The sequence below is a fragment of the Colwellia sp. 75C3 genome, assembly GCF_002836255.1.
Taxonomy (GTDB): domain Bacteria; phylum Pseudomonadota; class Gammaproteobacteria; order Enterobacterales; family Alteromonadaceae; genus Colwellia.
Map to the genome: position 1 here is coordinate 270,301 of NZ_PJAU01000032.1, position 23,368 is coordinate 293,668.

The 23,368-nt window shown below is 38.8% G+C and carries 22 protein-coding genes; 10 read left to right on the top strand and 12 right to left on the bottom strand.

The features are described 5' to 3' along the window. Positions 1-70: 70 nt before the first annotated feature. Positions 71-949, top strand: coding sequence for an HlyC/CorC family transporter (locus CXF85_RS03105; protein ID WP_101227054.1), 879 nt, complete (start codon positions 71-73; stop codon positions 947-949). Next, positions 942-2,546, top strand: coding sequence for an apolipoprotein N-acyltransferase (gene lnt / locus CXF85_RS03110; protein WP_101227055.1), 1,605 nt, complete (start codon positions 942-944; stop codon positions 2,544-2,546). The genes CXF85_RS03105 and lnt overlap by 8 nt, the downstream gene beginning before the upstream one ends. A 100-nt stretch (positions 2,547-2,646) precedes the next feature. On the opposite strand, the gene CXF85_RS03115 is transcribed toward lnt, so the two are convergent. Together CXF85_RS03115 and CXF85_RS03120 are read right to left on the bottom strand one after the other, a co-directional pair. Beyond that, positions 2,647-3,615: a GGDEF domain-containing protein gene (locus CXF85_RS03115; protein WP_101227056.1), complete on the bottom strand. Its 969-nt coding sequence runs from the start codon at positions 3,613-3,615 to the stop codon at positions 2,647-2,649. A gap of 77 nt (positions 3,616-3,692) precedes the next feature. Then, on the bottom strand, positions 3,693-4,826 hold the full coding sequence (locus CXF85_RS03120; RefSeq protein WP_101227057.1) for a response regulator: 1,134 nt from the start codon (positions 4,824-4,826) through the stop codon (positions 3,693-3,695). 182 nt (positions 4,827-5,008) lie between these two features. Here CXF85_RS03120 and tpx point away from each other — a divergent pair, with 182 nt between their 5' ends. Both tpx and CXF85_RS03130 read left to right on the top strand, forming a co-directional pair. After that, on the top strand, positions 5,009-5,683 hold the full coding sequence (gene tpx / locus CXF85_RS03125; RefSeq protein WP_101227058.1) for a thiol peroxidase: 675 nt from the start codon (positions 5,009-5,011) through the stop codon (positions 5,681-5,683). A 287-nt stretch (positions 5,684-5,970) separates the two neighbouring features. Continuing rightward, positions 5,971-6,447 carry an Hsp20 family protein gene (locus CXF85_RS03130; protein WP_101227059.1) on the top strand — a complete coding sequence of 159 codons (477 nt, stop codon included), beginning with the start codon at positions 5,971-5,973 and terminating at the stop codon, positions 6,445-6,447. Between the two features lie 112 nt (positions 6,448-6,559). Here CXF85_RS03130 and CXF85_RS03135 read toward each other — a convergent pair whose 3' ends face one another. Beyond that, positions 6,560-6,913, bottom strand: a complete 354-nt coding sequence (locus tag CXF85_RS03135; protein ID WP_101227060.1) for an MGMT family protein — start codon at positions 6,911-6,913, stop codon at positions 6,560-6,562. A 146-nt stretch (positions 6,914-7,059) separates the two neighbouring features. Here CXF85_RS03135 and CXF85_RS03140 point away from each other — a divergent pair, with 146 nt between their 5' ends. After that, positions 7,060-7,515 (top strand): YaiI/YqxD family protein, encoded by a 456-nt coding sequence (locus CXF85_RS03140; protein ID WP_101227061.1) that lies wholly within the window; start codon positions 7,060-7,062, stop codon positions 7,513-7,515. Between the two features lie 62 nt (positions 7,516-7,577). Here CXF85_RS03140 and CXF85_RS03145 read toward each other — a convergent pair whose 3' ends face one another. Beyond that, positions 7,578-8,402, bottom strand: coding sequence for an ion transporter (locus tag CXF85_RS03145; protein ID WP_101227062.1), 825 nt, complete (start codon positions 8,400-8,402; stop codon positions 7,578-7,580). Further along, positions 8,402-9,061, bottom strand: coding sequence for an MBL fold metallo-hydrolase (locus CXF85_RS03150; protein WP_101227063.1), 660 nt, complete (start codon positions 9,059-9,061; stop codon positions 8,402-8,404). The genes CXF85_RS03145 and CXF85_RS03150 overlap by 1 nt, the downstream gene beginning before the upstream one ends. Before the next feature lie 166 nt (positions 9,062-9,227). Here CXF85_RS03150 and CXF85_RS03155 point away from each other — a divergent pair, with 166 nt between their 5' ends. Then, positions 9,228-10,565, top strand: coding sequence for a sodium-dependent transporter (locus CXF85_RS03155; protein ID WP_101227326.1), 1,338 nt, complete (start codon positions 9,228-9,230; stop codon positions 10,563-10,565). 62 nt (positions 10,566-10,627) lie between these two features. Here the strand turns inward: CXF85_RS03155 and CXF85_RS03160 are convergent, their stop codons facing one another. The 3 genes from CXF85_RS03160 to CXF85_RS03170 all read right to left on the bottom strand — a co-directional run bounded on the left by CXF85_RS03160 (position 10,628) and on the right by CXF85_RS03170 (position 14,144). Beyond that, a complete protein-coding gene (locus tag CXF85_RS03160; RefSeq protein WP_232771056.1) occupies positions 10,628-11,311 on the bottom strand; it encodes a substrate-binding periplasmic protein in 684 nt (227 codons plus the stop codon). A gap of 245 nt (positions 11,312-11,556) precedes the next feature. Continuing rightward, the gene (locus CXF85_RS03165) at positions 11,557-12,912 is read right to left on the bottom strand and encodes a DNA recombination protein RmuC (protein ID WP_101227064.1); all 1,356 of its coding nucleotides are present in this window, start codon (positions 12,910-12,912) and stop codon (positions 11,557-11,559) included. 425 nt (positions 12,913-13,337) lie between these two features. Then, positions 13,338-14,144 (bottom strand): IclR family transcriptional regulator domain-containing protein, encoded by an 807-nt coding sequence (locus CXF85_RS03170; RefSeq protein WP_101227065.1) that lies wholly within the window; start codon positions 14,142-14,144, stop codon positions 13,338-13,340. Positions 14,145-14,255: 111 nt separating this feature from the next. Here CXF85_RS03170 and CXF85_RS03175 point away from each other — a divergent pair, with 111 nt between their 5' ends. From CXF85_RS03175 to pcaF, 4 genes are all read left to right on the top strand, one after another. Continuing rightward, a complete protein-coding gene (locus CXF85_RS03175) occupies positions 14,256-14,993 on the top strand; it encodes a 3-oxoacid CoA-transferase subunit A (protein WP_198555471.1) in 738 nt (245 codons plus the stop codon). Next, positions 14,990-15,715 carry a 3-oxoacid CoA-transferase subunit B gene (locus CXF85_RS03180; protein ID WP_101227066.1) on the top strand — a complete coding sequence of 242 codons (726 nt, stop codon included), beginning with the start codon at positions 14,990-14,992 and terminating at the stop codon, positions 15,713-15,715. The genes CXF85_RS03175 and CXF85_RS03180 overlap by 4 nt, the downstream gene beginning before the upstream one ends. Continuing rightward, entirely contained in the window at positions 15,715-17,025 is a 1,311-nt protein-coding gene (locus tag CXF85_RS03185; RefSeq protein ID WP_101227067.1) for an aspartate aminotransferase family protein, read from the top strand. Before CXF85_RS03180 ends, CXF85_RS03185 begins: the two co-directional genes overlap by 1 nt. A gap of 194 nt (positions 17,026-17,219) precedes the next feature. Beyond that, a complete protein-coding gene (gene pcaF, locus CXF85_RS03190) occupies positions 17,220-18,437 on the top strand; it encodes a 3-oxoadipyl-CoA thiolase (protein WP_101227329.1) in 1,218 nt (405 codons plus the stop codon). Positions 18,438-18,546: 109 nt separating this feature from the next. Here pcaF and CXF85_RS03195 read toward each other — a convergent pair whose 3' ends face one another. From CXF85_RS03195 to CXF85_RS03210, 4 genes are all read right to left on the bottom strand, one after another. Continuing rightward, positions 18,547-19,758 (bottom strand): alginate export family protein, encoded by a 1,212-nt coding sequence (locus CXF85_RS03195; protein WP_101227068.1) that lies wholly within the window; start codon positions 19,756-19,758, stop codon positions 18,547-18,549. Positions 19,759-19,821: 63 nt separating this feature from the next. Further along, positions 19,822-20,637: an ABC transporter ATP-binding protein gene (locus tag CXF85_RS03200; RefSeq protein WP_442871859.1), complete on the bottom strand. Its 816-nt coding sequence runs from the start codon at positions 20,635-20,637 to the stop codon at positions 19,822-19,824. 90 nt (positions 20,638-20,727) lie between these two features. Next, positions 20,728-21,675 carry an ABC transporter permease gene (locus CXF85_RS03205; protein WP_101227330.1) on the bottom strand — a complete coding sequence of 316 codons (948 nt, stop codon included), beginning with the start codon at positions 21,673-21,675 and terminating at the stop codon, positions 20,728-20,730. Between the two features lie 89 nt (positions 21,676-21,764). Then, a complete protein-coding gene (locus CXF85_RS03210; RefSeq protein WP_101227070.1) occupies positions 21,765-23,147 on the bottom strand; it encodes a CmpA/NrtA family ABC transporter substrate-binding protein in 1,383 nt (460 codons plus the stop codon). Between the last annotated feature and the right edge of the window lie 221 nt (positions 23,148-23,368).

The window sequence follows — 23,368 nt, forward strand, 5'->3', positions numbered from 1 at the left end:
AAAACCACCATTACTCATAAATTGATGAGTAATATGCTCGATAATCTAATAAAGGAATACAAATAGCTCTATGAGCGATGACACCCCCCACTCTAGTAACGGTTCAGCCAACAAGTCCTTTTTGCATAAAATTCTGCAAGTAATAACGCCTGAGCCGAAAAACAAAGATCAATTAGTTGATATATTAAATGATGCTCAAGACAGAGATTTAATTAATCCTGAAACTAAGCAAATGATTAAAGGTGTCTTAGACGTTTCAGAAATGCGTGTTCGAGATATTATGATCCCACGATCGCAAATGGTTACTATTGATATTAACCACAGTCTTGAAGATTTTTTACCTATTATTCTAGAGTCTGGTCATTCCCGCTTCCCTGTTGTTAATGAAGATATCGATCACGTTGATGGTATTTTATTAGCAAAAGACCTACTCGCCTTTAGCTTTAATTCTCAAAGCAATAACTTTAGCCTAAGTGATATAATTAGACCTGCCATTATTGTGCCTGAAAGTAAGAAGGTTGAACCTTTATTAAAAGAGTTTCGCTCAAATCGATATCATATGGCCATTGTCGTTGATGAATACGGTGGCGTTTCCGGTGTTATCACCATCGAAGATATTTTAGAACAAATCGTTGGTGAAATTGAAGATGAAACCGATGATGAAATTGAAGAAGAGATTAAACATTTAGCGGGTAATGTTTATCTAGTGAAAGCCCTTACGGAGCTTAGTGATTTCAATGAGTACTTTAACTGTGACTTTAATGAAACTGATGCCGATACCATTGGTGGTATTGTCTTGCGCCAGTTTAACCATATGCCACAAAAAGGTGAATTATTTAGCTTAGGTAACTTTGAATTTAAAGTGCTGGTTGCTGATAATAGACGCATGCAAATGCTGCAAGTGAGTGTTGCTAAAACTCACGAAATAAATGGTAAAGTAAGTGACTAAAACCAGTAAGCTTTCTGTTTTTAAATCCATAAAAAATAAATTAACTACACCGAGTAATTGGCTATGCTTTTTTAGTGGCTTTTTCTTGGTGTTTGCTTATGCCCCCTTCTCCTATTGGTGGCTGGCATTAATTTTACCTAGCATAATACTACACCAAGTTAGACATGCATCACCTAAAGTAGCGGCTAAAAAAATAGCTTTATTTGCCTTTGGTTGGTTTAGTAGTGGTATTAGTTGGGTCCACGTCAGCATTGACCAATTTGGTGGCCTCCCCCTTATATTCTCTTTGCTACTGATGTTAGCATTATGTGCCTACCTCGCTATTTTTCCTGCGCTTGCTGGCTATTTAACCGCAAGAATAGCGAAGAACAAACAAGTTAACTTATGGTTGTTCCCATCAGTGTGGCTGTTATGCGAATATTTACGCTCTGTTGTATTAACCGGATTTCCCTGGTTGTCTTTGGGTTATAGCCAAATAGATAGTCCATTGGCTAGCTTTGCGCCTGTTATTGGTGAAGTGGGTCTTACTGGTATTATCTTGCTGTTAAATATTTGCTGGATAAAAATTTACTGTGTTTGCACTGACTTACTTAAAAATAACCAAAACAATCAAACTAATACAGTCACTGTAACGCGTAAGAAATTAGTTCTACCGCTAGGTTTAGCTTTAAGCATTATGCTGATAAGTTTAGTGCTTACTCAGCTGAGTTGGACTGAATTAACCGGAAAGTCGGCTAAAATTGCGCTTATTCAGGGTAATATCCCTCAATCTATAAAATGGCAACCAGAGCAAGAATGGCCAACCATGTTAAAGTATTTAGATTTAACACGGGTCAACTATGATGCTGATATTATTGTTTGGCCTGAATCAGCTATTCCGGCATTAGAGCCTGCAGTACAAGACTATTTAAGTACTGTGAACAGCTCTGCAATGTTAAATAACAGCACAATAATCACCGGCTTAATTAACTATAACTTTGAAAGCAAAGAATACTTTAATGCTTTGCTTGTGCTAGGTAAGAAAAATATTGAAGATGAACAAGGTTATTCTTACAATCACAGTAATAGATACTACAAAAGTCATTTATTGCCTATTGGTGAGTTTGTTCCCTTCCAAGAATTACTTCGTCCTATAGCGCCATTTTTTAATCTGCCTATGTCATCTTTCACTTCAGGAAATTATGTACAACCAAATTTAATTGCCAATGGCTTACATATCTTACCGTTAAATTGCTTTGAAGTGGCTTTTCCTGCGCAGTTAGCTGCCAACTTTACCGATGATACTGACATGATTTTAACAGTCAGTAATGATGCTTGGTTTGGTGATTCTCATGGTCCTCATCAGCACTTTGAAATTGCTCGAATGCGTGCGCTTGAATTTGGTCGCCCCTTAGTGAGAGCAACAAATAATGGTGTGACTGGTATAATAAATCATTTAGGTGAAGTTACCGCTATTGCGCCACAATTTGAAGAAGTAGTACTTAGGGGCACGGTGGAGTTTGTTTCGGGCGATACACCCTATAGTCAATGGCCAAATTTAATCTTATGGCTGATGATACTCTTACCACTGCTTGTGATGAAAGCTTTTAAGTTTTAGTAGCCTCTTTTCGTAATAAAATTTAATCGACTTTAATCGTAAGTAAAATAAATAAATAAAGTGTCCGATTACGACACTTTATTTATTCTGCAAAGGCTATTTATCTTGTTTGCTTCGGATGCAGGGAAGTTTTGTTACGCCCTGTTTCTTTAGACCTATACAAAGCAGCATCAGCACACTCTATCCAAGCTTCATGACTAGTAATGCTCTCATCAACTTCAGCAACACCTACGCTAATGGTATATTTAATATCGATATCATTATAAATAACAGTAGCCTCAGCCACTTCTTTACGGAGCCTTTCAGCAAATACATAAGCATTTTTAAGGGGAGTATCCGACAATAAAATGGCAAACTCTTCTCCGCCATAACGCCCACAAACATCGGTTTCTCTGACATGATGGCGAATCAATCCTGAAAGATGACGAATGACTTCATCTCCTACCATATGCCCATAACTGTCATTAACATTTTTAAAATGATCAATATCTATCATCACTAAAGAACTTGAATGCTGACTTCTACTCCAGCGTTTATGTTCTGCTAATAAACACGACTCCCAATGCGTTCGATTAAATAATTGCGTCAGACCATCTGTTTGACTCAAGATTGCCAACTCCGCATTGGCTTTTTTCAAGCTCTGCTTATGCACCGCATTATCAGTGACATCGTAAACCAGTAAACATAAGTGGCTTACCTCACCGGTAGAAGATAATAGCGGAATAAAGGTCGTGTTTTGATACATAAATTCAGCACTACCGGTAACAGGACGATAACTATCAAACTTAAATAAGTAGGGTCTTTGTTCCCATATAGTGAAGGCTTTATTCTTGAGTAAAAACACTGACTCGGCTTTTCGAATAAACCAATCCCGTGGAACCTCTTCAAATAGTTCAAATATTAACTTACCTTTTACTTCGCGGGGTAATAACCCACTATGGTTTTCCATAAAGCCATTAAATATTTGAACAGTGAACTCTTTATCAAGCACAACGAGACCAACATCTATGTTATGCAACATTTCCATTAACCAATGTAGTTCATTCAATTGTGATTTTTCTAACGTCATAACCAATTCCTGTCGTCGCTTAATCGCGCGAATTCATTATCTATTATCTTAGTAATTTATAATTGCTAACTCAGTAGTTAATCAATTAAATAGGCCAATTTATTATTAAGTGTTTTCATAGACTTTTCTGTAAAGAGTAATAACAAGTCACACTTTATTGGGTAGTTCTCTATGCTATAACTAATTTCTATTGCCAGTGTCTTTTTCCATTTATTGGCATTGTTGGCAATTAAGTCAGAGATCTTTCTATGTTGTCCTAATACTTCTGGATGTCCCTGGCTGAACTGAATATCAAGCTGTTCTGACACCCCTTTTAAGCAGGCACCAATGAGTACGTTAGCCAAATCCATTAATAACTCTAATTCAGTGCCCATATCTGCATCGTATTGGTAGTTCATCAATGATGCGACATCTTTAAAGCTTGAATCATTAAGAATCAACAGTGCTTCACCTGAAATACCTGCGCTAATAAATCCCTGACAGACACCCGAAGTGCTTTCATGATTTTCGATATCTTTTAACGCCATTCGAAGCTCACTCACCTCGATAAAATTCACATTAGGAATAGGTAACTCGACAAACACATCAAGTAAACGAGCAAGTAAATCACCCGCACGTCCCATTGCCACATTGGCTATTTCTTGATAACAATCTCGCATATCTGCTGATAAGCTTATTTCGGGCTCATCGACTTGTGGCTCACTATCAACATGAGAAACATTAACTTGGGTAGCTATAGGTTTCACCTGAGCTTTTACTACAGCATTTGGCGCTGGAGTAACAACCTCATTAATAGCTGGATTATTCGATATTTCTAGTTCACCACTACTGATTGCAGTTTCATTACAGAAAACCCCATAAGATGAAAGTACTTTAGTGAGAATGTCTTTATTGACGGGTTTTTGAATAAACCCTAACGCGCCTAAACTGGTAACACGTTGATGAGCTTCAGGTTGAATGTCTCCTGATATTACGATGGTAAGCGTTGGTAAATCTTGTGCTAAAATCGCTTCAAGAACCTGATACCCATCCATTACTGGCATATTCAAATCAAGTAAAAGCACATCACCTTTACCTGCTTTTATCGCTTCAATTCCTTCAGCACCATTAGCTGCAAAACTTATTTCTACATCCCAACAATCGGGTAATGAACGCGCCACTTGCTTGCGCGCCATATTGGAATCATCACAAATTAATAATTTAGTGGTCATATTAATCTTGGGCCTTACATAAACGATAACTAAACAACAATAACGGCTGTATAAACATTACTAGCCTCTATAGATAACCATAGAGTATCCAATATAAAACACAATGAAATATTACTATTTATAGAATTTATACCGCTAAACGGCTAAGATCAGATCACCTTAATCTATTTTTTTAATACATCATGAAATTTCCTACTTCAAACATCACCTTATGTGCTTTTTTTATCGCCAGTTTCGCCTTTGCTTCTACTAGTTATGCTTTCACTTTTGATACAAATAAACTTACCTCGACCCAAAATCTTGTCAAAGCTGGAGATAAGTATGTCACCCTCCTAGGACAGCAGGTAAATGTTGGCGAACAAGCTCCACAGTTTAAAGTGGTAGATAAGAACTTTGCGCCAGTAACCTTAAAAGACTTCCAGGGACAAACGATATTAATATCAGTTGTACCAAGCCTAGACACTGGTGTTTGTTCTATTCAAACAAAACGATTCAATGAAGAAGCAGCAAAACTTCCAGACAATATTACTATCTTAACGATTAGTAATGACCTTCCTTTTGCTCAAAAACGTTTTTGTGATGTTGAAAACGTTGATGATATTAAGGTCTTATCTGACTCTGTTTGGCGTGACTTTGGAGCTCGTTATGGTTTATTGATAAAAGATATGGGCCTGCTTACCCGTGCAATATTTGTTATTAATGACCAAGGCAAGATTGTTTACAAAGAGCTTGTTGCTAACATATCTCAGCACCCTAATTACGATAAAGCATTAGCAAAGGTTAGATATACAGCCCCCGTTATTGTTATCGATGGTGAGACAATTAATAATCAAGTAGAAAAAGAAACAGAAAAATAATTGTTTTTTAATAGTAATAAAAACAGTACGTTAATTAAATTAAAATAGTTTTCCTCATATTATTTCTTGAAAAATCAGTAATCAATCCCATCTATAATTGTGTAGTCGCCGGAAGGGGCTACACATCAAAATTGCCTGTTCATTGTGAAAGGCAGCATTATTTAAAATAAAATACGTTTTTTTGTCATTCAACTCTAGGCAATATTTTTGCTAGAAAATGACTCCACATAAAAACGTCGCTATTTAAAATAATAATCACTTTATTGCTATATTTTAGGATAACTATTATGCGTAACACTACAGATTTCAGCCCTCTTTATCGTTCATTCATTGGCTTTGACCATTTAGCTGGTTTAATTGATAAAGCGTCTCAACCTGGCAAACAATCCTCATATCCGCCTTATAACATTGAGTTATTGGCAGAAAATCAATACCGAATTACCATGGCTGTCGCTGGCTTTAGTGAAGAAGACATTGATATTGAATCTAAAGACAACGGTTTAACCATTGTTGGTACTAAACAAACCACTGCCAATCCGCAGCAAGACGCGAGTAAAAGCCCTCGTCAGTTCTTGCATCAAGGCATTGCAGAGCGTAATTTCGAACGAAAATTCCAGCTTGGTGAGCACGTAAAAGTCATTGGTGCCTTTATGGAAAACGGTTTGTTGCACGTTGATTTAGAAAGAGAGGTTCCCGAAGCATTAAAACCTCGAAAGATTGCTATTAATGGTAAAAGTTTATTGAATGGGGCCCTTAAGTCTTAATTCTCATCCTGTTTTTCCTTTATGTTTCTCCATTTGTTTTTTTGCCCAGTCTTTGACTGGGCTTTTTTGTTTTAACTACCCCTAGCTTAAAAATTATTAGCCTGCCTCCTTCTTAAAATTCCAGTGAAAACAGTATCTCGGACAAATCAGGTTGCCATTGAAAGTCTTTAAGTTTTATTCTGCAGCCAATCACAACGACCTGCTCATCTTGTAGGTGATTCTTCTGCTTATCAAAGTGTTCACTGCCCGGTGGAAAAGAAATCTTACCTTGTGAGTTAATGACTCTAAACCAAGGTACTGCTTGTCCACGCCAACCATCCTTAGGCACGTTCCCCAATGCTTTACCAACCATACGAGCCCTACCAGGTAAGCCGGCCAAATCAGCTATTTGTCCATAACAGGCAACCTTACCTTCAGGTATTAACTGTACCGTTTGCCATATTTGTTGGTAGTGCGGATTTAGCATGTTTTATAAGTCCAGCTTACTTAGGTTTATGCTCAAAAGTATACCCAAGTATTTAGTGAGCAAGTTTTTAATTATCGAATGAATTACGGTATCATACTAGGATAAGTAAATATAACGCGAGTGGTCAACAGACCCGAGGGAAAAACATGAAAATTTGGGTTGATGCAGACGCCTGTCCAGTTGTTATCAAAGAGATATTATTTAAAGCGGCGGATAGAACTAAAATAGCTATAACTTTAGTAGCCAATCATCATATCCGTATACCACCTTCACCCTTCCTCAGTTTTATGCAGGTAAGTAGTGGCTTTGATGTTGCTGACGATGAAATAGTTAAGCGTATTAACGCGAATGATTTAGTTATTACCAGTGATATTCCATTGGCTGATGAAGTAATAGATAAAGGCGGTATTGCCCTGAGTCCACGTGGCGAGCTTTATACTAAAGAGAATATAAAATCACGCCTTAACATTCGTGATTTTATGGACACCATGCGTGCTAGTGGCGTGCATACAGGTGGGCCACCGGCATTAAATCAAACCGATAGACAAAATTTTGCTAATCATCTAGACCGTATTATTACTCAGTTTAAACAAACTCAATAAACATAAAGCTTGGTAATAGGCAGAAACTCAACTGAGTATCTGCCTATAAACGGCTACCTAACTCACTTTTTCGCTAATAACAGCGCTTTTATTTCTGCTAGTTCTTTTTCTAACTTATCAATTTGCGCACGACTAGCTGGCTCACCACCATCACCACTTTCACCGTGTTGCTCAGCGCGAAACAGTTCATGCTCTTGGCTCATCACTTCTAATACGGTACCGACCATCATATTTAAAAAGATAAAGGCGGTTAAAAAGATAAAGGTTAAATAATAAATCCAGCTTAATGGATGAACGGCCATAGTTTCGTACATGACATCAGTCCAATCTTCAAAAGTCGCCACTCGAAATAAAGTCAGCATAGAGATCGACACATCGCCCCACAATACTTCGTTAATCGGACTAAAGTACATGCTACCGATAGCAGCATAGATATAGAAAATGACAAACATGAGTAGCGCGATATAGCCCATACGAGGTATCGCTTTGAGTAATGCATTTATCAATAAGCGTAATTCTGGCACCATTGATACTAAACGTAAAACACGGAACACACGTAATAAACGAGCAAGTAATACGCCAGAGCCACCCGATGGAACTAGGCTACCCACAACAATAACGGTATCAAAAATGTTCCAGCCATTTTTAAAGAATATTTTCTTTTCAGGGCAAGCTAAAAATCGAATAGATATTTCTACCGCAAAAAATACCGTTACCACCACATCCATGAAGAGTAAAATGGCAATAGCGTTAGATGATAAGTTATGTGTTTTTGCTCCTATCAATAGCGCTGATAATAAAATTACGGCAATAACAATGCCTTGAAATATTTTACTGTTGTCTATTTTTCTTAATTGACGCTGAGCTTTTAAAACCAAACCAGTCATTATCTTCTTCCTACCGCTGCATCACTTACATGAGGGTTATTACGACGTTCTTGCCCAAAAGTACTCATTGGCCCATGACCAGGGATAAAACGAACATCATCACCTAGATGAAATAAGTTGTTACGGATAGAGTTAATCAATGTAGCATGGTCGCCGCGAGGGAAATCAGTACGACCAATAGAGCCACTAAATAACACATCACCCACTTGGGCAAGTTTTGATTCACGATGAAAAAACACCACATGACCGGGTGTATGACCTGGGCAAAAATAGACTTCCATCACTATATTACCAAAGCTAACCGTATCACCCTGATCTAAAAAACGGTTCGGGGTAAACTTTGTTGCATACGAGAAAGAACCACCGAAGCGTTGTTTTTGATCTTCAATACCATCTATCCAGAACTGATCTTCCTTGTGCGGACCTTCAATTAAGACATCAAAATGATTGGCAAGGGCGTCCGTAGCCCCAGCATGGTCAATATGTGCATGAGTAATCAAAATTTTCTCAAGCGTTAAACCATGTCTACTGATGCCAGCTTTGATTCTTTCTATATCCCCACCAGGATCAACTACCGCAGCCTGTTTAGTTTCACTACACCAAAATAAGGTACAGTTTTGCTCAAAAAGAGTTACCGGGATAATTTCATGCTTTAACATATCTTGCTCTTCAATTATTACTAGTTACAAAATGACAGTATTATACCATAACTTTTCTCTTCTTATTGCTAGCAAAAATGTAACAAAAGCAATGAATAATACTTCCCCTAAGCGCCGTAACTCGGTAAGCTTTGCGCAACTAATTTTTAACGACAACTCACTATTTATGACCACTGCTTCTTCTCGTGATTCTTTTCATTCTCGTCTTGGTTTTGTTTTAGCTGCAGCAGGTGCAGCCATAGGCTTAGGAAATATTTGGGGCTTTCCTACTCAAGCGGCAAATAATGGCGGTGGTGCTTTTTTAGTTGTCTATTTAGCAGTGACTTTTTTACTTGCTTTACCTGCGCTTTATGCAGAAATATACATTGGTAATCAAGCACAAACCAACCCAGTATCCGCCTTAGCTAACGCTTGTGGTAAACGTTTTAAAAAGCTCGGCCACTCTGCCGGTATTATCGGTATTATTGGCGCTATGATGATGCTAAGTTTTTATACCATAGTCGCTGGTTGGATGTTGGCACATGCCCTCGCCTCATTAGCTGAATTAGTCGGCTTGATGGATCTATCTCAATGGCTATCAACGTCAAGCACACTGCGCAATATCATCTTTACGCCAATATTTATAGTACTAGGCGCAGCTATCGTGCATCAAGGCGTACACAGTGGTATTGAGCGTTGGTCTGCGCGATTAATGCCAATGTTATTAGTGATGTTGTTGGGTTTAATAGTCTATATCTTGCAACAAGAAGGTGCTGCACAAGGAGTGACTCTTTATTTAGTGCCTGACTTTAGTCAAATAACTGATCCAAAGTTAATAATCTCAGCGATGGGACAAGCTTTTTTCTCACTCGCGATTGGTGTGGGTGCCATGATGGCTTATGGCTCTTATATGCCTAAAGGCCAAAGTGTTGGTAAATTGGTACTTTCCATCACCTTACTTGATACCTTTATTGCTTTTATTGCCGGTTTACTTATTATCCCGGCACTTTTTGTTGCCCAACATAATGGCCAAGAAGTGTTTATTGACGGGCATTTAATTGGTGAAGGCCAACTTATTTTTAATATTTTACCGACACTATTTAGCTCTATGGGGAGCGTAGGTTTACTTGTTTCTTTTGCGTTCTTTGCGTTGTTATCAATTGCCGCTCTTACCTCAACTATTTCATCAACTGAAGTACCGGTTGCCTATCTCATTGAAGACAAAGCGATGACAAGAAAGCGTGCGACTTGGTTAATCTCTGGAGTGGTTTTTATTGCCAGTATGTTACTTATCGCCTTTTTTGAGCAATTATTTGGCTTAGTGATTCAGCTATTAACGACTATTTTACAACCCTTGATGTCATTGTTTTATTTCATCGTTGTAGGTTGGTTGTGGAAGCGTGGTAATCAGCTTACTGATATTGCCCAATTAAACCAACATAGGTCATTAAGATTACTTGGCTTTTATTTACGTTTTATCTGCCCAGTTTTATTAGTTATTGTTTTTGTTAATGTCGCTTTTTAATCCCCTTTTTCATTTTACAATTAAAAACAGTGAACACTTGTTCACTGTTTTTAATAATAATGCTATTGATACTTAAGGTAAATTGCCTCTATCGTGCCATTATCCGTTAGCTCTTTGATAACCTTATTGACTGAGTTTCGAAGCTTTTCATCTTTAAAGGCCATATGTGAATAGACGTCAGGCCATAATCTATGGATGCTAAAGTCTTGTAAATCTATTTTAACTTCACTTTTATAATGATTATTCGCTAAGTCATGTAAAAAAATATTGATATCACCAATACGTATATCCTTCTGACCGCCAACCATCATATAAGTGGTTTCTTTAGGTTGAGGATGCTCACTGTACTGTGGATTAGCGAGTGCCATTCTCTTAAAGTCAGATCCAAGTAATTCTTTAGCTCCTTGATATGCCGCAATAGACAAATTTTGTAGATCGTCAATCTCATTCACATCCAGTTGGGCTGATTTTTTTGATACCGCGACATCTGTATATCGAAAAAGAGCTGTTGATAAGAAACCATCAACTTGTGAATCTGAAAATATATTACATGCGACATCAATTCTTTTACCTGAATTAATTTCATGCAATAACCTATGATTACTCATATAGATAAATTTCACATTAAATTCGGGGAGTTTTTTGAATATTGCTTCGGTAATTTCAAGAAATATACCTTGCTGGCTTTCTTCAATAAAAAAAGGTGGAAAGTTTCCCACTCCCACTCTCAGATCTTGTTTAGCCATGATAAAACTTGATGAAAATAATAGCGAAACTAAGAGTAAACGGCACAATATTTTAAACATAGCTGAATTGACCTTTAACATAGAATAATAAAATTTTATAAACCACATAATAGCAAGGTTACATTTTTACCTTAGGTAATACTGTTAAATAAAGATAAATAAGAAATCAATAACGTTGAATATTTTACATTACAGGTATGTAAACTATGACACCAGACTAAAATAGTATTTATTTAATTAACACTTTACTCAAGCTGTTCTAAGGATTCTTTTTCACCTAGGTCCACTTGTTCTATTTTTTCAAAACGGCTAGATATTTTATCTGCCGAAGTATGGATTTTCTTCACATCTGTTGCCGCCTGATCTATATGTCTTGCAAGGTTAGCAAAACGGCCTTTAAAGCGATTAAAGTCTTGTGCTAAATCAGACAGATGCGACTGAATAATGTGTATTTGCTGACGAGTCGCTTCATCTTTAAGTACCGAGCGTGCCGTTGTTAATATGGCCATTAAGGTTGTTGGTGATGTCAGCCAAACGCGTTTCTTATTGGCATATTCAACCAGATCACTTTGATGACCATGGATTTCTGCAAAAATAGCCTCTGCCGGAATAAACATAATGGCGCCATCAGCCGTTTCGTTATCAATCAGATATTTATCACTAATATCATTAATATGTTTTTTGATATCAATTTTAAACTGACGCAGTGCTGATTTTCGTTCAACCTCATGACTTTCAAAGTCCATCATTTTCCGATAATTTTCTAACGGAAATTTAGAATCAACTACTACATTACCGGTAGGTTTAGGTAAGAAGAGCACACAATCGGCAATCTTACCGTTTGATAAGGTATGCTGAAGTTTAAAACTTTGCTCTGGTAATACGTTTCTGATCAGGCTATTTAATTGCACCTCACCAAACGCCCCCCGTGAGCGCTTATCATTAAGTACTTCTTGCAAGTTCACTACGTTGGTAGACAGCTCAGTAATTTTTTTCTGCGCATCATCAATTAATGCCAAACGCTGTAAAATATCACTAAAAGTTTTAGTGGTTTTTTCAAAGCCTTCAGCTAACCGTTTTTCTACTTGACCACTAATTTCTTGTAAGCGTTTATCGGTCGCTTGGGTTAAACCATCAATACGCTTACTCATTTGGTCACTACTTTGCGCCAAGGTTTTAGCCAACTCTTCTCGATTAGCTTGACCGGTATTATTGAGATGATTAATCACCTGATCTAATGATTGGCTTTGATTGGTTGTAAGCTGAGTTTGCAATTCGTTAACTTGTCTCATCAGCTTAATGCGTAAATCAGCCATCTGTTGATCTATATTATTCGATAACTGCAATTGTTGCTTATCATGCGCTTGTGATAATTGTTGCTGGTTAATTTGTTGATAATTTTGCTGTAAATGCAGTGATTGCTCTGAAAAGTATTTGCTTATCTGCTCTATCAAACGCTGCTCTTGTTCAGCGTTTTGCGCTAGAGTCGTTTTACTTATGTTACTTAGGCGAAATAACACCGCTATCAGCATTAAAAAAAACACCAAAGCCAGCGTTAACGCAAGTGGTAAAAGGTGTTGTTGTTCTATGGAAAAATTCATATTGGATATTACTCTCGAGGAAAACCAGCAACAAACACTGTATTTTATTACAGTGCATATTATGTATTAAAACATAACTCGCTATATTCAACCAGCATTTATATGTCCGCTACTCAATACTTTATACCAAGTTGGTTAAGTTCTTTCCCACTCAGCGAGAGTTAAAGGGTTTAGAGGCAAGGCATTGATTGAAGAGAATGGTTATTCAGGAGAATAAGCTCCTGCATTCTCTAAAAAGCTACATCCCTGTAGCGTCCTTGTCAAAATCAATAACGCAGCATATGCCCCCTTTAAACTCGCCCTACGGGAGCTTACTCAATGCCCACTAACATCGTTAAATTTATGTGGTTTAGAATGACTAGACCTAAACAAATTTGCCTTGTTATTGAGCATTGGGTACAGCTCTGAGCTGGGAAGAAATTTAATCAAATTGGTATTTGCTGCTCAATAGCCTTAGCACTGGCTTTTAACGCCGGTAAAATAGTCGTTAATACTTGCTCTGTCGTTGTTTGCGAAATATGCGTACTAATGCTTAGCGCGCCAACGGCTTTTCCAGCGTGATCTCGTACCGGTACAGACACAGAGGTTAACCCCAGCTCTAGCTCTTGCTCTACTAACGAATAACCTTGCCGGTTCACCTGTGACATTTCTGCTATTAATTCAGCTTTGTTAGTTAAGGTGTGAGCCGTATATTGCTCTAGCTGGCATGTTGTCAAAAAGTCATTTAAGGCTTTATCTGTCATATCAGCTAACAGCACGCGCCCTAATGACGTTGAAAATGCAGGTAAGCGAGTACCCATATTCAAACTAACAGACATTAAACGTTTTGTGGTCGCAACACGCGCAACATAGACAACCTCTTCACCTTCTAATACCGCTGCCGAGCACGACTCATTAAGTTGCTCAACCAGCTGCCCCATCAATGGTTTGGCATTTTGCCAAATATCTTGAGAGGCGAGGTAAGCAAAACCTAAACTAAGTATTTTAGCCGTTAACGAAAACTGTTTACCTGTTTGTTTAGCATACCCTTCATTAACTAAAGTCAGTAAAAACCGCCTTGCCGCTGCTCGCGTGAACCCCGTGGCACTGGCAACTTCAGACAGCGTCATTGATGCTCTGTCTTTATTAAATGCTTGAATAACCGCTAGACCCTTTACTAATGACTGAACAATCTCTGAAGATTTGATCATTACTTGATCACCATCATGTTTTCCCTGTTCTTGCTTTGACATTAAATATTCTCAAACCTACACTAATGTTCGATATACTAACAAGTGTTCGCAAAGCGCACAACTTGTTTTACTTAGCCTTAATTAACTCGAATATGAGATGAGTAGTGCAAAATGATAGATAAAAGAGTAGCAAGTTGTGCCAGTGCCGTTGCCAATATAAAAGACGGCGATACGATAATGATTGGCGGTTTTGGTGAAGCCGGTAGTCCGATAGAATTAATTCACGCGTTAATAGATCACGGCGCAAAAAACTTAACGGTAGTTAATAACAATACCGGAAGTGGTCGTGTTGGTTTAGCTGCACTTATTGAAAATGGCCAAGTCGCTAAAATGATCTGCTCATATCCGCGCACCGCTAACTCTTTAGTTTTTCCAGAGCTATATCGCAGTGGAAAAATTGCACTAGAACTTGTCCCACAAGGCACCTTAGCCGAGCGTATTCGTGCTGGAGGCGCTGGTATTCCGGCTTTTTTCACTAAAACATCCGTAGGCACGCCACTAGCTGATGGTAAAGAACTTCGTAATTTTGAGGGTGAAAACTATGTGATGGAGCGTGGTTTAAAAGCTGATTTCGCCCTCATCAAAGCCAAACAAGCCGATAGATACGGCAACTTAACTTTTAACAAAACAGCCCGTAACTTTGCGCCAATTATGGCCATGGCAGCAAAAAACACCTTAGTACAAACAAATGAGATGGTAGAGCTAGGTGCAATAGATGCTGAAAACGTAATAACACCCGGTATTTTTGTTAACGGTATTATTGAAGTGAGCAAACCACAACAGGAATCTCAATTAGTTAAAGATGGCGTAGTTTACCTGCCGATAAAAAGCCAAGGAGCAGAAAAATGAATACGCTAGCAACAAGCAATCAACAATCAAATAGACAAACAGCACAAATTGGTTGGAACAGAGAACAAATGGCGCAACGCTGTGCACAAGATATTGAAGATGGCAGCTATGTAAATCTCGGCATAGGTATCCCTGAGAAAGTAGCTCAGTATGTGCCTGATGGCCGAGAAGTTATTTATCATACTGAAAATGGTTTACTTGGCATGGGAAACTCTCCAACTGCCGACGAACATGATCCAGATTTAATCAATGCCGGTAAAAAAGCAGTAACCGCTATTCCAGGTGCGGCTTATTTTCATCACGGCGACAGCTTTGCCATGATCCGCGGCAATCATATTGATGTTTGTGTGTTAGGTGCAATGCAAGTCTCTGCAAAAGGAGATTTAGCCAATTGGTCTACTGGCGCTGTTGATGCTATTCCCGCTGTGGGGGGCGCGATGGATTTAGTCGCAGGGGTTAAAACTATTTTTATTATTACTCAACACACCACAAAAACAGGTGACGCTAAAATATTAGCTGAATGTAGCTTCCCGCTGACGGGGCAAAAAGTCGTTAATCGAATTTACACTGATTTATGTGTCATTGATGTCAGGCCTGAGGGGTTAATGCTTATTGAATTAGCACCCGGTATTAGTTTTGATTATGTACAACAACGGACTGGCGTTACTTTGCAGAGCGCAGCTCATGTCACGATGAATAATTTAAATGAGGGTCAGAAATAATGACTAACAAAAGCGAACAGTTATTTAACAAAGCGCTTAAAGTATTACCTGGCGGTGTTAGTCGAAACACCATTTTTAGAAAACCGTATCCATTTTACGCCGATAAAGGTGAAGGCTGTTATGTTACCGATGTAGAAGGTGTTACTCGCATTGATTTTGCTAATAACATGGCATCATTAATTCATGGTCACGCCTACCCTGCTATTGTTGATGCCGTAACAGCACAACTCGCTAAAGGCAGTTGCTTTACCATGGCAACCGAAGCCGAAGTTAATTATGCTCAGCTTTTATGCGACCGAGTGCCAAGCTTTGATAAAATTCGTTTTGTTAATTCTGGTACCGAAGCAGTAATGGCGATGTTAAAAGCATCACGTGCCTACACAGGTAAAGCTAAAATAGCCAAAGTTGAAGGGGCTTACCATGGCGCTTATGATTATGCCGAAGTGAGCCAAACAGCAAACCCGAGTAATTGGGGCACACTTGATAAGCCGAACAGTATCCCCGTCGCGGTAGGCACACCCGCAAAAGCATTAGAAGATGTCGTGGTAATACCTTTTAATGATACCGAGCGAGCGATTAAAATATTAGATCAACATAAAGATGAAATCGCCTGTATTTTAGTTGATTTACTGCCTCATCGAGTCGGTTTAATTCCTGCCAGCAATGACTTTATTAATGCGCTACATAAGTGGACTCGTGATAATAAATCACTACTGGTGTTCGATGAAGTTATTACCTTTAGAACTAATTACAGTGGTGCTCAGCAAAACTATGATGTTAGCCCTGACTTAACCGCCATGGGCAAAGTTATTGGTGGCGGTTTCCCCGCAGGAGCTTTAGCAGGTTGTGATGAGGTTATGAAGGTACTCGACCCAACTGAGCCACAGGTTTTATTGCCTCACTCAGGTACTTTTTCGGCTAACCCAATTACCATGACAGCAGGTTTAGCCGCCATGAAAGACTTTGACCAAGCTGCGGTAACTAGACTTAATGATTTAGCTATTTACGCTAAAGCTGAAATTAACAAAGCTATCAAAGAGGTAGTAATTGCTGCTTGTGTTACCGGCGCAGGTAGCATGTTTAGAATTCACCTTAAGCCCACACCACCGAGAAACTACCGTGAAGCCTATGTTGATAAAGCTGAAAGTGCCTTAATTACTAAGTTACTCGACCATTTATTTGATAATGGTATTATGTTGATAAACACTTGCTCAGCAACGCTTTCAACCGCTATGGGTAAAAAAGAAATAGACCATTTAGTCAGTGTTTTGAAAGATGGTTTTGAACTAATAAAGCCAGAGATGATTTAAATCTTATCCAACGTATTATTTAAAGTTTGCTCAAAATAAAAATCTTAATAAAATTAAATCAGTAATAAAATAAACGCAAAGGTATTTGAGAAAAATTCTAGGAAGAAGCACGGAGTTGACGTTAGTCAATGAGTACTTTTGACAACGAAGTTACTCAAATTACGAAGCGTTTATTTATTACTAAGGAAAATAAAATGAAAGACGTATATATTTGCGATGGTGTCAGAACTCCTATTGGCCGTTATGGCGGTTCACTTTCATCAGTGCGAGCTGATGATTTAGCGGCCATTCCACTAAAAGCATTAAAAGACAGAAACCCAACATTAGACTTAAATCAAGTCGACGATGTTATTTTAGGCTGCGCGAACCAAGCCGGTGAAGACAATCGTAACGTCTCTCGCATGGCATTGTTATTAGCGGGATATCCGACCCAAGTTGCCGGTTGCACCATCAACCGTTTATGTGGCTCTGGCATGAATGCCATTGCGATGGCGAGCAATGCCATTAAAGCCGGCGAAGCAGAGATGTTAATTGCTGGTGGCGTTGAAAGCATGTCACGTGCACCTATGGTGATGGCAAAAGCTGAAACGGCTTTTTCACGTAACGCTGAATTGTTTGATACCACGTTAGGCTGGCGCTTTGTTAATCAAAAACTACATAGCGCCTACGGTACCGATTCAATGCCTGAAACGGCAGAAAATGTCGCAGAGCAATTTAACATCAGCCGTGAAGCTCAAGATAAATTTGCTTTTGCTAGTCAAAGCAAAGCCAAAGCAGCACAAGACGCTGGTCGATTTGCAGAAGAAATAGTCGCTGTAGTTATCCCTCAGCGACGTGGCGCTGACATTGTTGTTGAAAAAGATGAGCACTTACGTCTTAGTTCGTTAGAAAAACTGGCAACACTCAAAACACCTTTTAGAGACGGAGGCTCAGTTACTGCCGGTAATACCTCTGGGGTAAACGATGGCGCTGCCGCAGTAATTCTCGCCAGCAAAGAAGCCGCATTAGCCAATGGTCTAACGCCAAGAGCAAAAATATTGGGATCTGCCGTTATTGGTGTTACTCCAGAAATTATGGGTATTGGACCCGCGCCAGCGAGTGCCAAACTATTAAAACGTTTAGGCCTTAGCATTGATGATATGGATATTATTGAGTTCAACGAAGCTTTTGCTGCACAAGCGCTTGCCAGTGCACGTGAGCTTGGACTTAAAGATGATGATGAGCGTTTAAACCCTCAAGGGGGAGCTATTGCACTGGGTCATCCCTTAGGTATGAGTGGTACGCGTTTACTCATTACAGCAACTAAACAGCTTGAACGAAGTGGTAAACGTTATGCACTGTGCGCCATGTGTGTTGGTGTTGGCCAAGGCATTGCTATGGTTATTGAAAATAATTTAACTGAAAAAGTCTAGCTGTAAAAGAATAAATCTTAACAAATAAATGAAAACAAGTGACAATAAGTGATGGCTATATTCACATTAGCCATCACTTATCTAATTTTCAGCATTGGTTAATACAGAACTAAAACTTAGCGTTTAACCATAACCACACTTTATTTGTATCAACCTTGCCTGCCGTTTCATCACCAGCAGAATAAGCCGCTAATTTAATACCTGCAGTATAGTTTTTAGTGAAGCTATTTGAATATATCGCATTAATTTCAGAGCCTAAATCATCAACGGTTGCTGAAGCGTCATCGGCATCAAATTTGTGATAGATAACGGCCCATTTTCCGCCCGCAACTTTACCGCCAACACTGGCATATAAATCGGCAAGACCTTCTTTAGGCGTATTTAAGAATTGATCTGACCAACCATTAAACTTATGCAAGGTCGCTAAAGGCGTCGAAAAACCGTAATTACCATTATCTGACCCAAGTAATTCGTAACCAAGTTTAAGACCAATACCTGAAAATGCACTACTTACTTCAGCTAAGAGGTAATCAGCAGAGTAAGACGTGGCTGCATTATCAGCATCTTGTTGAGCATATTCTACTTGGTAAGATATTTTTTGTTCACCAATTGACGTACCACCATTAAACCGAATACCAAAGGTATCTAAGCCATTGTCAGACTCATTATCAACTTCTAATAAATAGCCATAAGCAGTGATTTTACCCAATGAAGTTTTGTAAGCTGCATTGAGTAAATGATCATTAGAATCTATATCTTTAGCTTCGGCAAAAATTCTATTACGTTTGGTAATATAACCATAATCTACCGTTAAATCTTTAATAGGCTGATAAACAAAAGTTACCCCATCAAATGTTTGCCTATCTTGACGCCAGCCAACATGACCAACGAATCGATGGTTATTCATAGTAATCAACTGACGACCCACTTTGATGGCAAATGACTCTTGTTGGTATTGCAGTAAAAATTGGTCAAGCTCTGTTGTTTCAGGATCGGCTATCACTGAATAATCGGTATTTTTACCTAGAGTATTATTGTAATCATCCATACCAAGTACGGTACGAGAATCTTCAAATTCAATTAAAGAAGAAAAGCCTGCTACCTTGCCTGTTTCGTAAGTTAAGCGCGTGCGTAAAGTAAGCGCATCAGCATCTTTTTTGGCGTTGTCTTGATCTACTGTTTCATAACGTAGGTTTAAATTAATCTTAGTTTTACCATTAATTACGGCATCGGCTATTGAATAATCTTCAGCAAAAGCCATAGATGAACAACTAGCCGCTAAGCTGATGGATAGACATAAAGCGATTTTATTCAATGTCATGGGTTAATCTTCCTTTCATGTTTTATGTTAAGTTAAGTTATTTTGTAATTATTATTATTGTTATTATTGGCTACTGACACGTTTCCTCGGTATTGATTTAGGGGTTACCGCTTTACTGCTTATGTTTTCTACCTTTCTTTGTTTCTCATAAAGGAAGGTTAATACTTCAGAACGAAGTCGGTTATATTCAATATCTTTGGCAAGTGATAATCGACTGCGCGGGCGCTCTAGTTTTACATCGAGAATTTCCCCAACAGTTGCTTCTGGCCCATTGGTCATCATGACGATGCGATCCGAAAGTAATACCGCTTCATCAACATCATGGGTGATCATGATCACCGTATTATTAAGCTCACTTTGAATTTCCATCAGTGAGTCTTGCATATGCGCACGGGTTAAGGCATCAAGGGCGCCAAACGGCTCATCCATTAATAAGACTTCTGGCTGCATCGCTAAGGCACGCGCAATACCAACCCGTTGCTTCATACCACCAGATATTTCATCGGGACGTTTAAACATGGCGTGGTCCATATGCACAAGTTTGAGGTTGTATTCAATCCACTCTTTCATCTCTGCTTTTGACATGGTGTTGTTGAATACTTGCTTTACTGCCAGCTCAACATTTTGATAAGCCGTTAACCAAGGTAACAATGAGTGGTTTTGAAAAACCACTGCACGCTCTGGTCCGGGTTCATTTACTTCTTTATTCTGCAGTAAAACACCACCTTTCGTTGCTTGATAAAGCCCTGCAACAATATTAAGCACGGTTGATTTACCACAACCAGAGTGACCAATCAGCGAAATGAACTCGCCTTTATCAATTTTTAGGTCTACATTCTTTAACGCCGTAAAGCCGCCAGTATCTGTAGGGAAAACCATGTCTATTTGACTAATATTTAAAAAGGCTTGTGGCGTGTTTTTTTCTAAAAACTCTGTATTTTCTGAAGCTGATAAATTCATAATGATTCCTTAAACGCTTGCGCTTGATTTATCCCAAGAGACTTTTCGTTGTAGTTCCAGCATGGCTCGGTCTAATAGAAAGCCAATAAAACCAATGACAATGACCGCGGCCATGATACGAGCCAAAGAGTCTGAACTACCATTTTGGAACTCATCCCAAACAAACTTACCTAAACCGGGGTTTTGCGCTAGCATTTCTGCAGCAATCAGTACCATCCAAGCAACACCAAATGACAAACGCATACCAGTGAAAATCATCGGGACTGACGCCGGTAAAACTATTTTTTGAATATGGGTGAATGTCGGTAAGCGCAAAACCTTACTCACATTGAGTAAATCGCTGTCTATTGAAGAGACACCAATCGAAGTATTAATAACCATGGGCCACAAGCTACATAAGCTCACGGTGATTAATGACGTTAGAAATGACTTTGATACCATAGGATCATCAGAGACATACAGCGCACTAACAACCATAGTCACTAAGGGCAACCAAGCCAGCGGCGATACCGGCTTAAATATTTGTACAATAGGATTTATTGCTGAATTTAAGCGTTTATTTAACCCCATCCAAATACCTAATGGGATGGCTATAATTGCTGCGACTAAGAAGCCGCACGTCACCGTAAATAAACTAGTAAGAATTTGATCAAAAAATGTTTCCTTACCTGTATATGCTCTTATTTTACCGACATAATCAGGGTTCTTTTCTTGTTTAGCTGCATTGCGTTTTTCTTGTCGCTGATAAAAAGCCTCAGCTTTTTCTCGTTCTACGACATGTTCGTCATAGAGTGAAGAAAATTGTTTAACAACAGCATTTGGCCCAGGAAAAGTTCCTAAAGAGGTATGAATACTCTGTGCTGCAATAGACCAAAAAAATATAAATATTGTAATACCAATAATAGGCAGTAACATCGCATTAGTGATTTTACTTAAGACATTTTTAGAAACTTTCATCACCTGCTCTGTTACGGTTAATTGGCTTGCATTTACTGTTGTTAAACTCATTTATTACCCCTTATATAATCAGCTTTAGCGATTAACGCTTAAAGCTTGTCACCCTTTTTAAGACCCAGTGCGAATTTTTCTAAATAGGCATTTGGTTGATTACCGTCATAAACAATATCGTCGATAAAATGCTGTTGTGGTGCTTTAAACCCGGTTTCTTTAGTAAAGTCAGGGAAATCACTTGCAGAAATTAATTTATCGGCAATCAAAGATTTAGCCGCCTTTTCGTAAATATCAGGACGATATACTTTAGCCGCTAAGTCTTTGTACCATTGGTCACTTTTGTCATCTGAAATCTGGCCCCAACGACGCATTTGCGTGAGATACCAAATAGCATCTGAGTAGTATGGAAACGTAGCGTTATATCTGAAGAATACGTTGAAATCAGGCACGGCTCGTTTATCACCTTTTTCATATTCGAAAGTACCTGTCATTGAGTTAGCAATAACATCGTAATCAGCACCCACATAATTAGATTGAGATAATATTTTAACGGCTGCAGGACGGTTAACATTGTTGTTGTCGTCTAACCATTTAGCCGCGCGAATAAGGGCTCGTGTTAAACGAATAGTGGTGTTCGGATATTTTTCTGCAAAAGCAGCACTCATGCCGAATACTTTTTCTGGGTTGTTTTTCCATATTTCATAGTCGGTAACTACGGGTACGCCAATGCCTTTAAAGACCGCTTGCTGATTCCAGGGTTCACCGACACAATAACCGTGAATAGTACCGGCTTCCATTGTTGATGGCATTTGTGGTGGCGGCGTTACTGAAAGCAAAGCTTGTGCATCAATTTGTCCAGAATTATCTCCTTTATGTGGGGCATAATAACCTGGGTGTATTCCGCCAGCGGCTAACCAATAACGTAACTCGTAGTTATGGGTCGAAACAGGAAATACCATGCCCATTTTAAAGGGCTTACCTTCTGCTGCTAAACTTTCTATAACGGGTTTTAATGAATCGGCTTTGATTGGATGTACCGGTCTACCATCAGCCATTTTCGGAATGTTTGGCTTCATTTTTTTCCAGATATCGTTAGAAACGGTAATAGCGTTACCATTTAGATCCATCGAAAAAGGCGTAATGATATGTGCTTTAGTTCCATATCCCATGGTAGCTGCAATAGGTTGACCCGCAAGCATATGGGCGCCATCTAACGTGCCATCAATAACACCATTAAGTAACACTTTCCAGTTAGCTTGCGCTTCAATGGTGACATACAAACCTTCGTCTTCGAAATAACCGTTTTCATAAGCTATAGCAATAGGCGCCATATCGGTTAGTTTAATAAAACCAAACTTCAACTCTTCCTTTTCAGGTTCACCTAAAGTTTCGCTAAAGGCGGTATTAGTCAACGAGAGTAAAACCGCGGTACTTAGTACCGCTCTTTTTAGGGTGGTTATCGATTTCTTCCAGTTCATTGTTAAATCCTTCCAGTAATATGATTAAAAAATGTCAAAAAAAAACGCCCACCAATGATCCCCCTGTAAAGGTTGATTACTGATGAGCGCCATTGCTCTTGTTACGCTAGGACAAATACCTTGCGTAATTCTGTTGCTTCGTTGCGAACAGATTTTATCTATCGCTTTTTATCGCCGTTGATAAAAAGTTACTTTATTTTTTATAACTCTAACTGCTGACT

Coding starts and splice junctions, on each gene's coding strand:
- CXF85_RS03165 (WP_101227064.1), bottom strand. CDS start 12,912: ATGAATTTTTCCATAGAACAACAACACCTTTTACCACTTGCGTTAACG.
- CXF85_RS03155 (WP_101227326.1), top strand. CDS start 9,228: ATGACCACTGCTTCTTCTCGTGATTCTTTTCATTCTCGTCTTGGTTTT.
- CXF85_RS03150 (WP_101227063.1), bottom strand. CDS start 9,061: ATGTTAAAGCATGAAATTATCCCGGTAACTCTTTTTGAGCAAAACTGT.
- CXF85_RS03195 (WP_101227068.1), bottom strand. CDS start 19,758: ATGACATTGAATAAAATCGCTTTATGTCTATCCATCAGCTTAGCGGCT.
- CXF85_RS03205 (WP_101227330.1), bottom strand. CDS start 21,675: ATGAAAGTTTCTAAAAATGTCTTAAGTAAAATCACTAATGCGATGTTA.
- tpx (WP_101227058.1), top strand. CDS start 5,009: ATGAAATTTCCTACTTCAAACATCACCTTATGTGCTTTTTTTATCGCC.
- CXF85_RS03140 (WP_101227061.1), top strand. CDS start 7,060: ATGAAAATTTGGGTTGATGCAGACGCCTGTCCAGTTGTTATCAAAGAG.
- CXF85_RS03135 (WP_101227060.1), bottom strand. CDS start 6,913: ATGCTAAATCCGCACTACCAACAAATATGGCAAACGGTACAGTTAATA.
- CXF85_RS03160 (WP_232771056.1), bottom strand. CDS start 11,311: ATGGCTAAACAAGATCTGAGAGTGGGAGTGGGAAACTTTCCACCTTTT.
- CXF85_RS03145 (WP_101227062.1), bottom strand. CDS start 8,402: ATGACTGGTTTGGTTTTAAAAGCTCAGCGTCAATTAAGAAAAATAGAC.
- CXF85_RS03170 (WP_101227065.1), bottom strand. CDS start 14,144: ATGTCAAAGCAAGAACAGGGAAAACATGATGGTGATCAAGTAATGATC.
- CXF85_RS03105 (WP_101227054.1), top strand. CDS start 71: ATGAGCGATGACACCCCCCACTCTAGTAACGGTTCAGCCAACAAGTCC.
- pcaF (WP_101227329.1), top strand. CDS start 17,220: ATGAAAGACGTATATATTTGCGATGGTGTCAGAACTCCTATTGGCCGT.
- CXF85_RS03120 (WP_101227057.1), bottom strand. CDS start 4,826: ATGACCACTAAATTATTAATTTGTGATGATTCCAATATGGCGCGCAAG.
- CXF85_RS03180 (WP_101227066.1), top strand. CDS start 14,990: ATGAATACGCTAGCAACAAGCAATCAACAATCAAATAGACAAACAGCA.
- CXF85_RS03175 (WP_198555471.1), top strand. CDS start 14,256: ATGATAGATAAAAGAGTAGCAAGTTGTGCCAGTGCCGTTGCCAATATA.
- CXF85_RS03115 (WP_101227056.1), bottom strand. CDS start 3,615: ATGACGTTAGAAAAATCACAATTGAATGAACTACATTGGTTAATGGAA.
- CXF85_RS03200 (WP_442871859.1), bottom strand. CDS start 20,637: ATGGTTTTCCCTACAGATACTGGCGGCTTTACGGCGTTAAAGAATGTA.
- CXF85_RS03185 (WP_101227067.1), top strand. CDS start 15,715: ATGACTAACAAAAGCGAACAGTTATTTAACAAAGCGCTTAAAGTATTA.
- CXF85_RS03210 (WP_101227070.1), bottom strand. CDS start 23,147: ATGAACTGGAAGAAATCGATAACCACCCTAAAAAGAGCGGTACTAAGT.
- CXF85_RS03130 (WP_101227059.1), top strand. CDS start 5,971: ATGCGTAACACTACAGATTTCAGCCCTCTTTATCGTTCATTCATTGGC.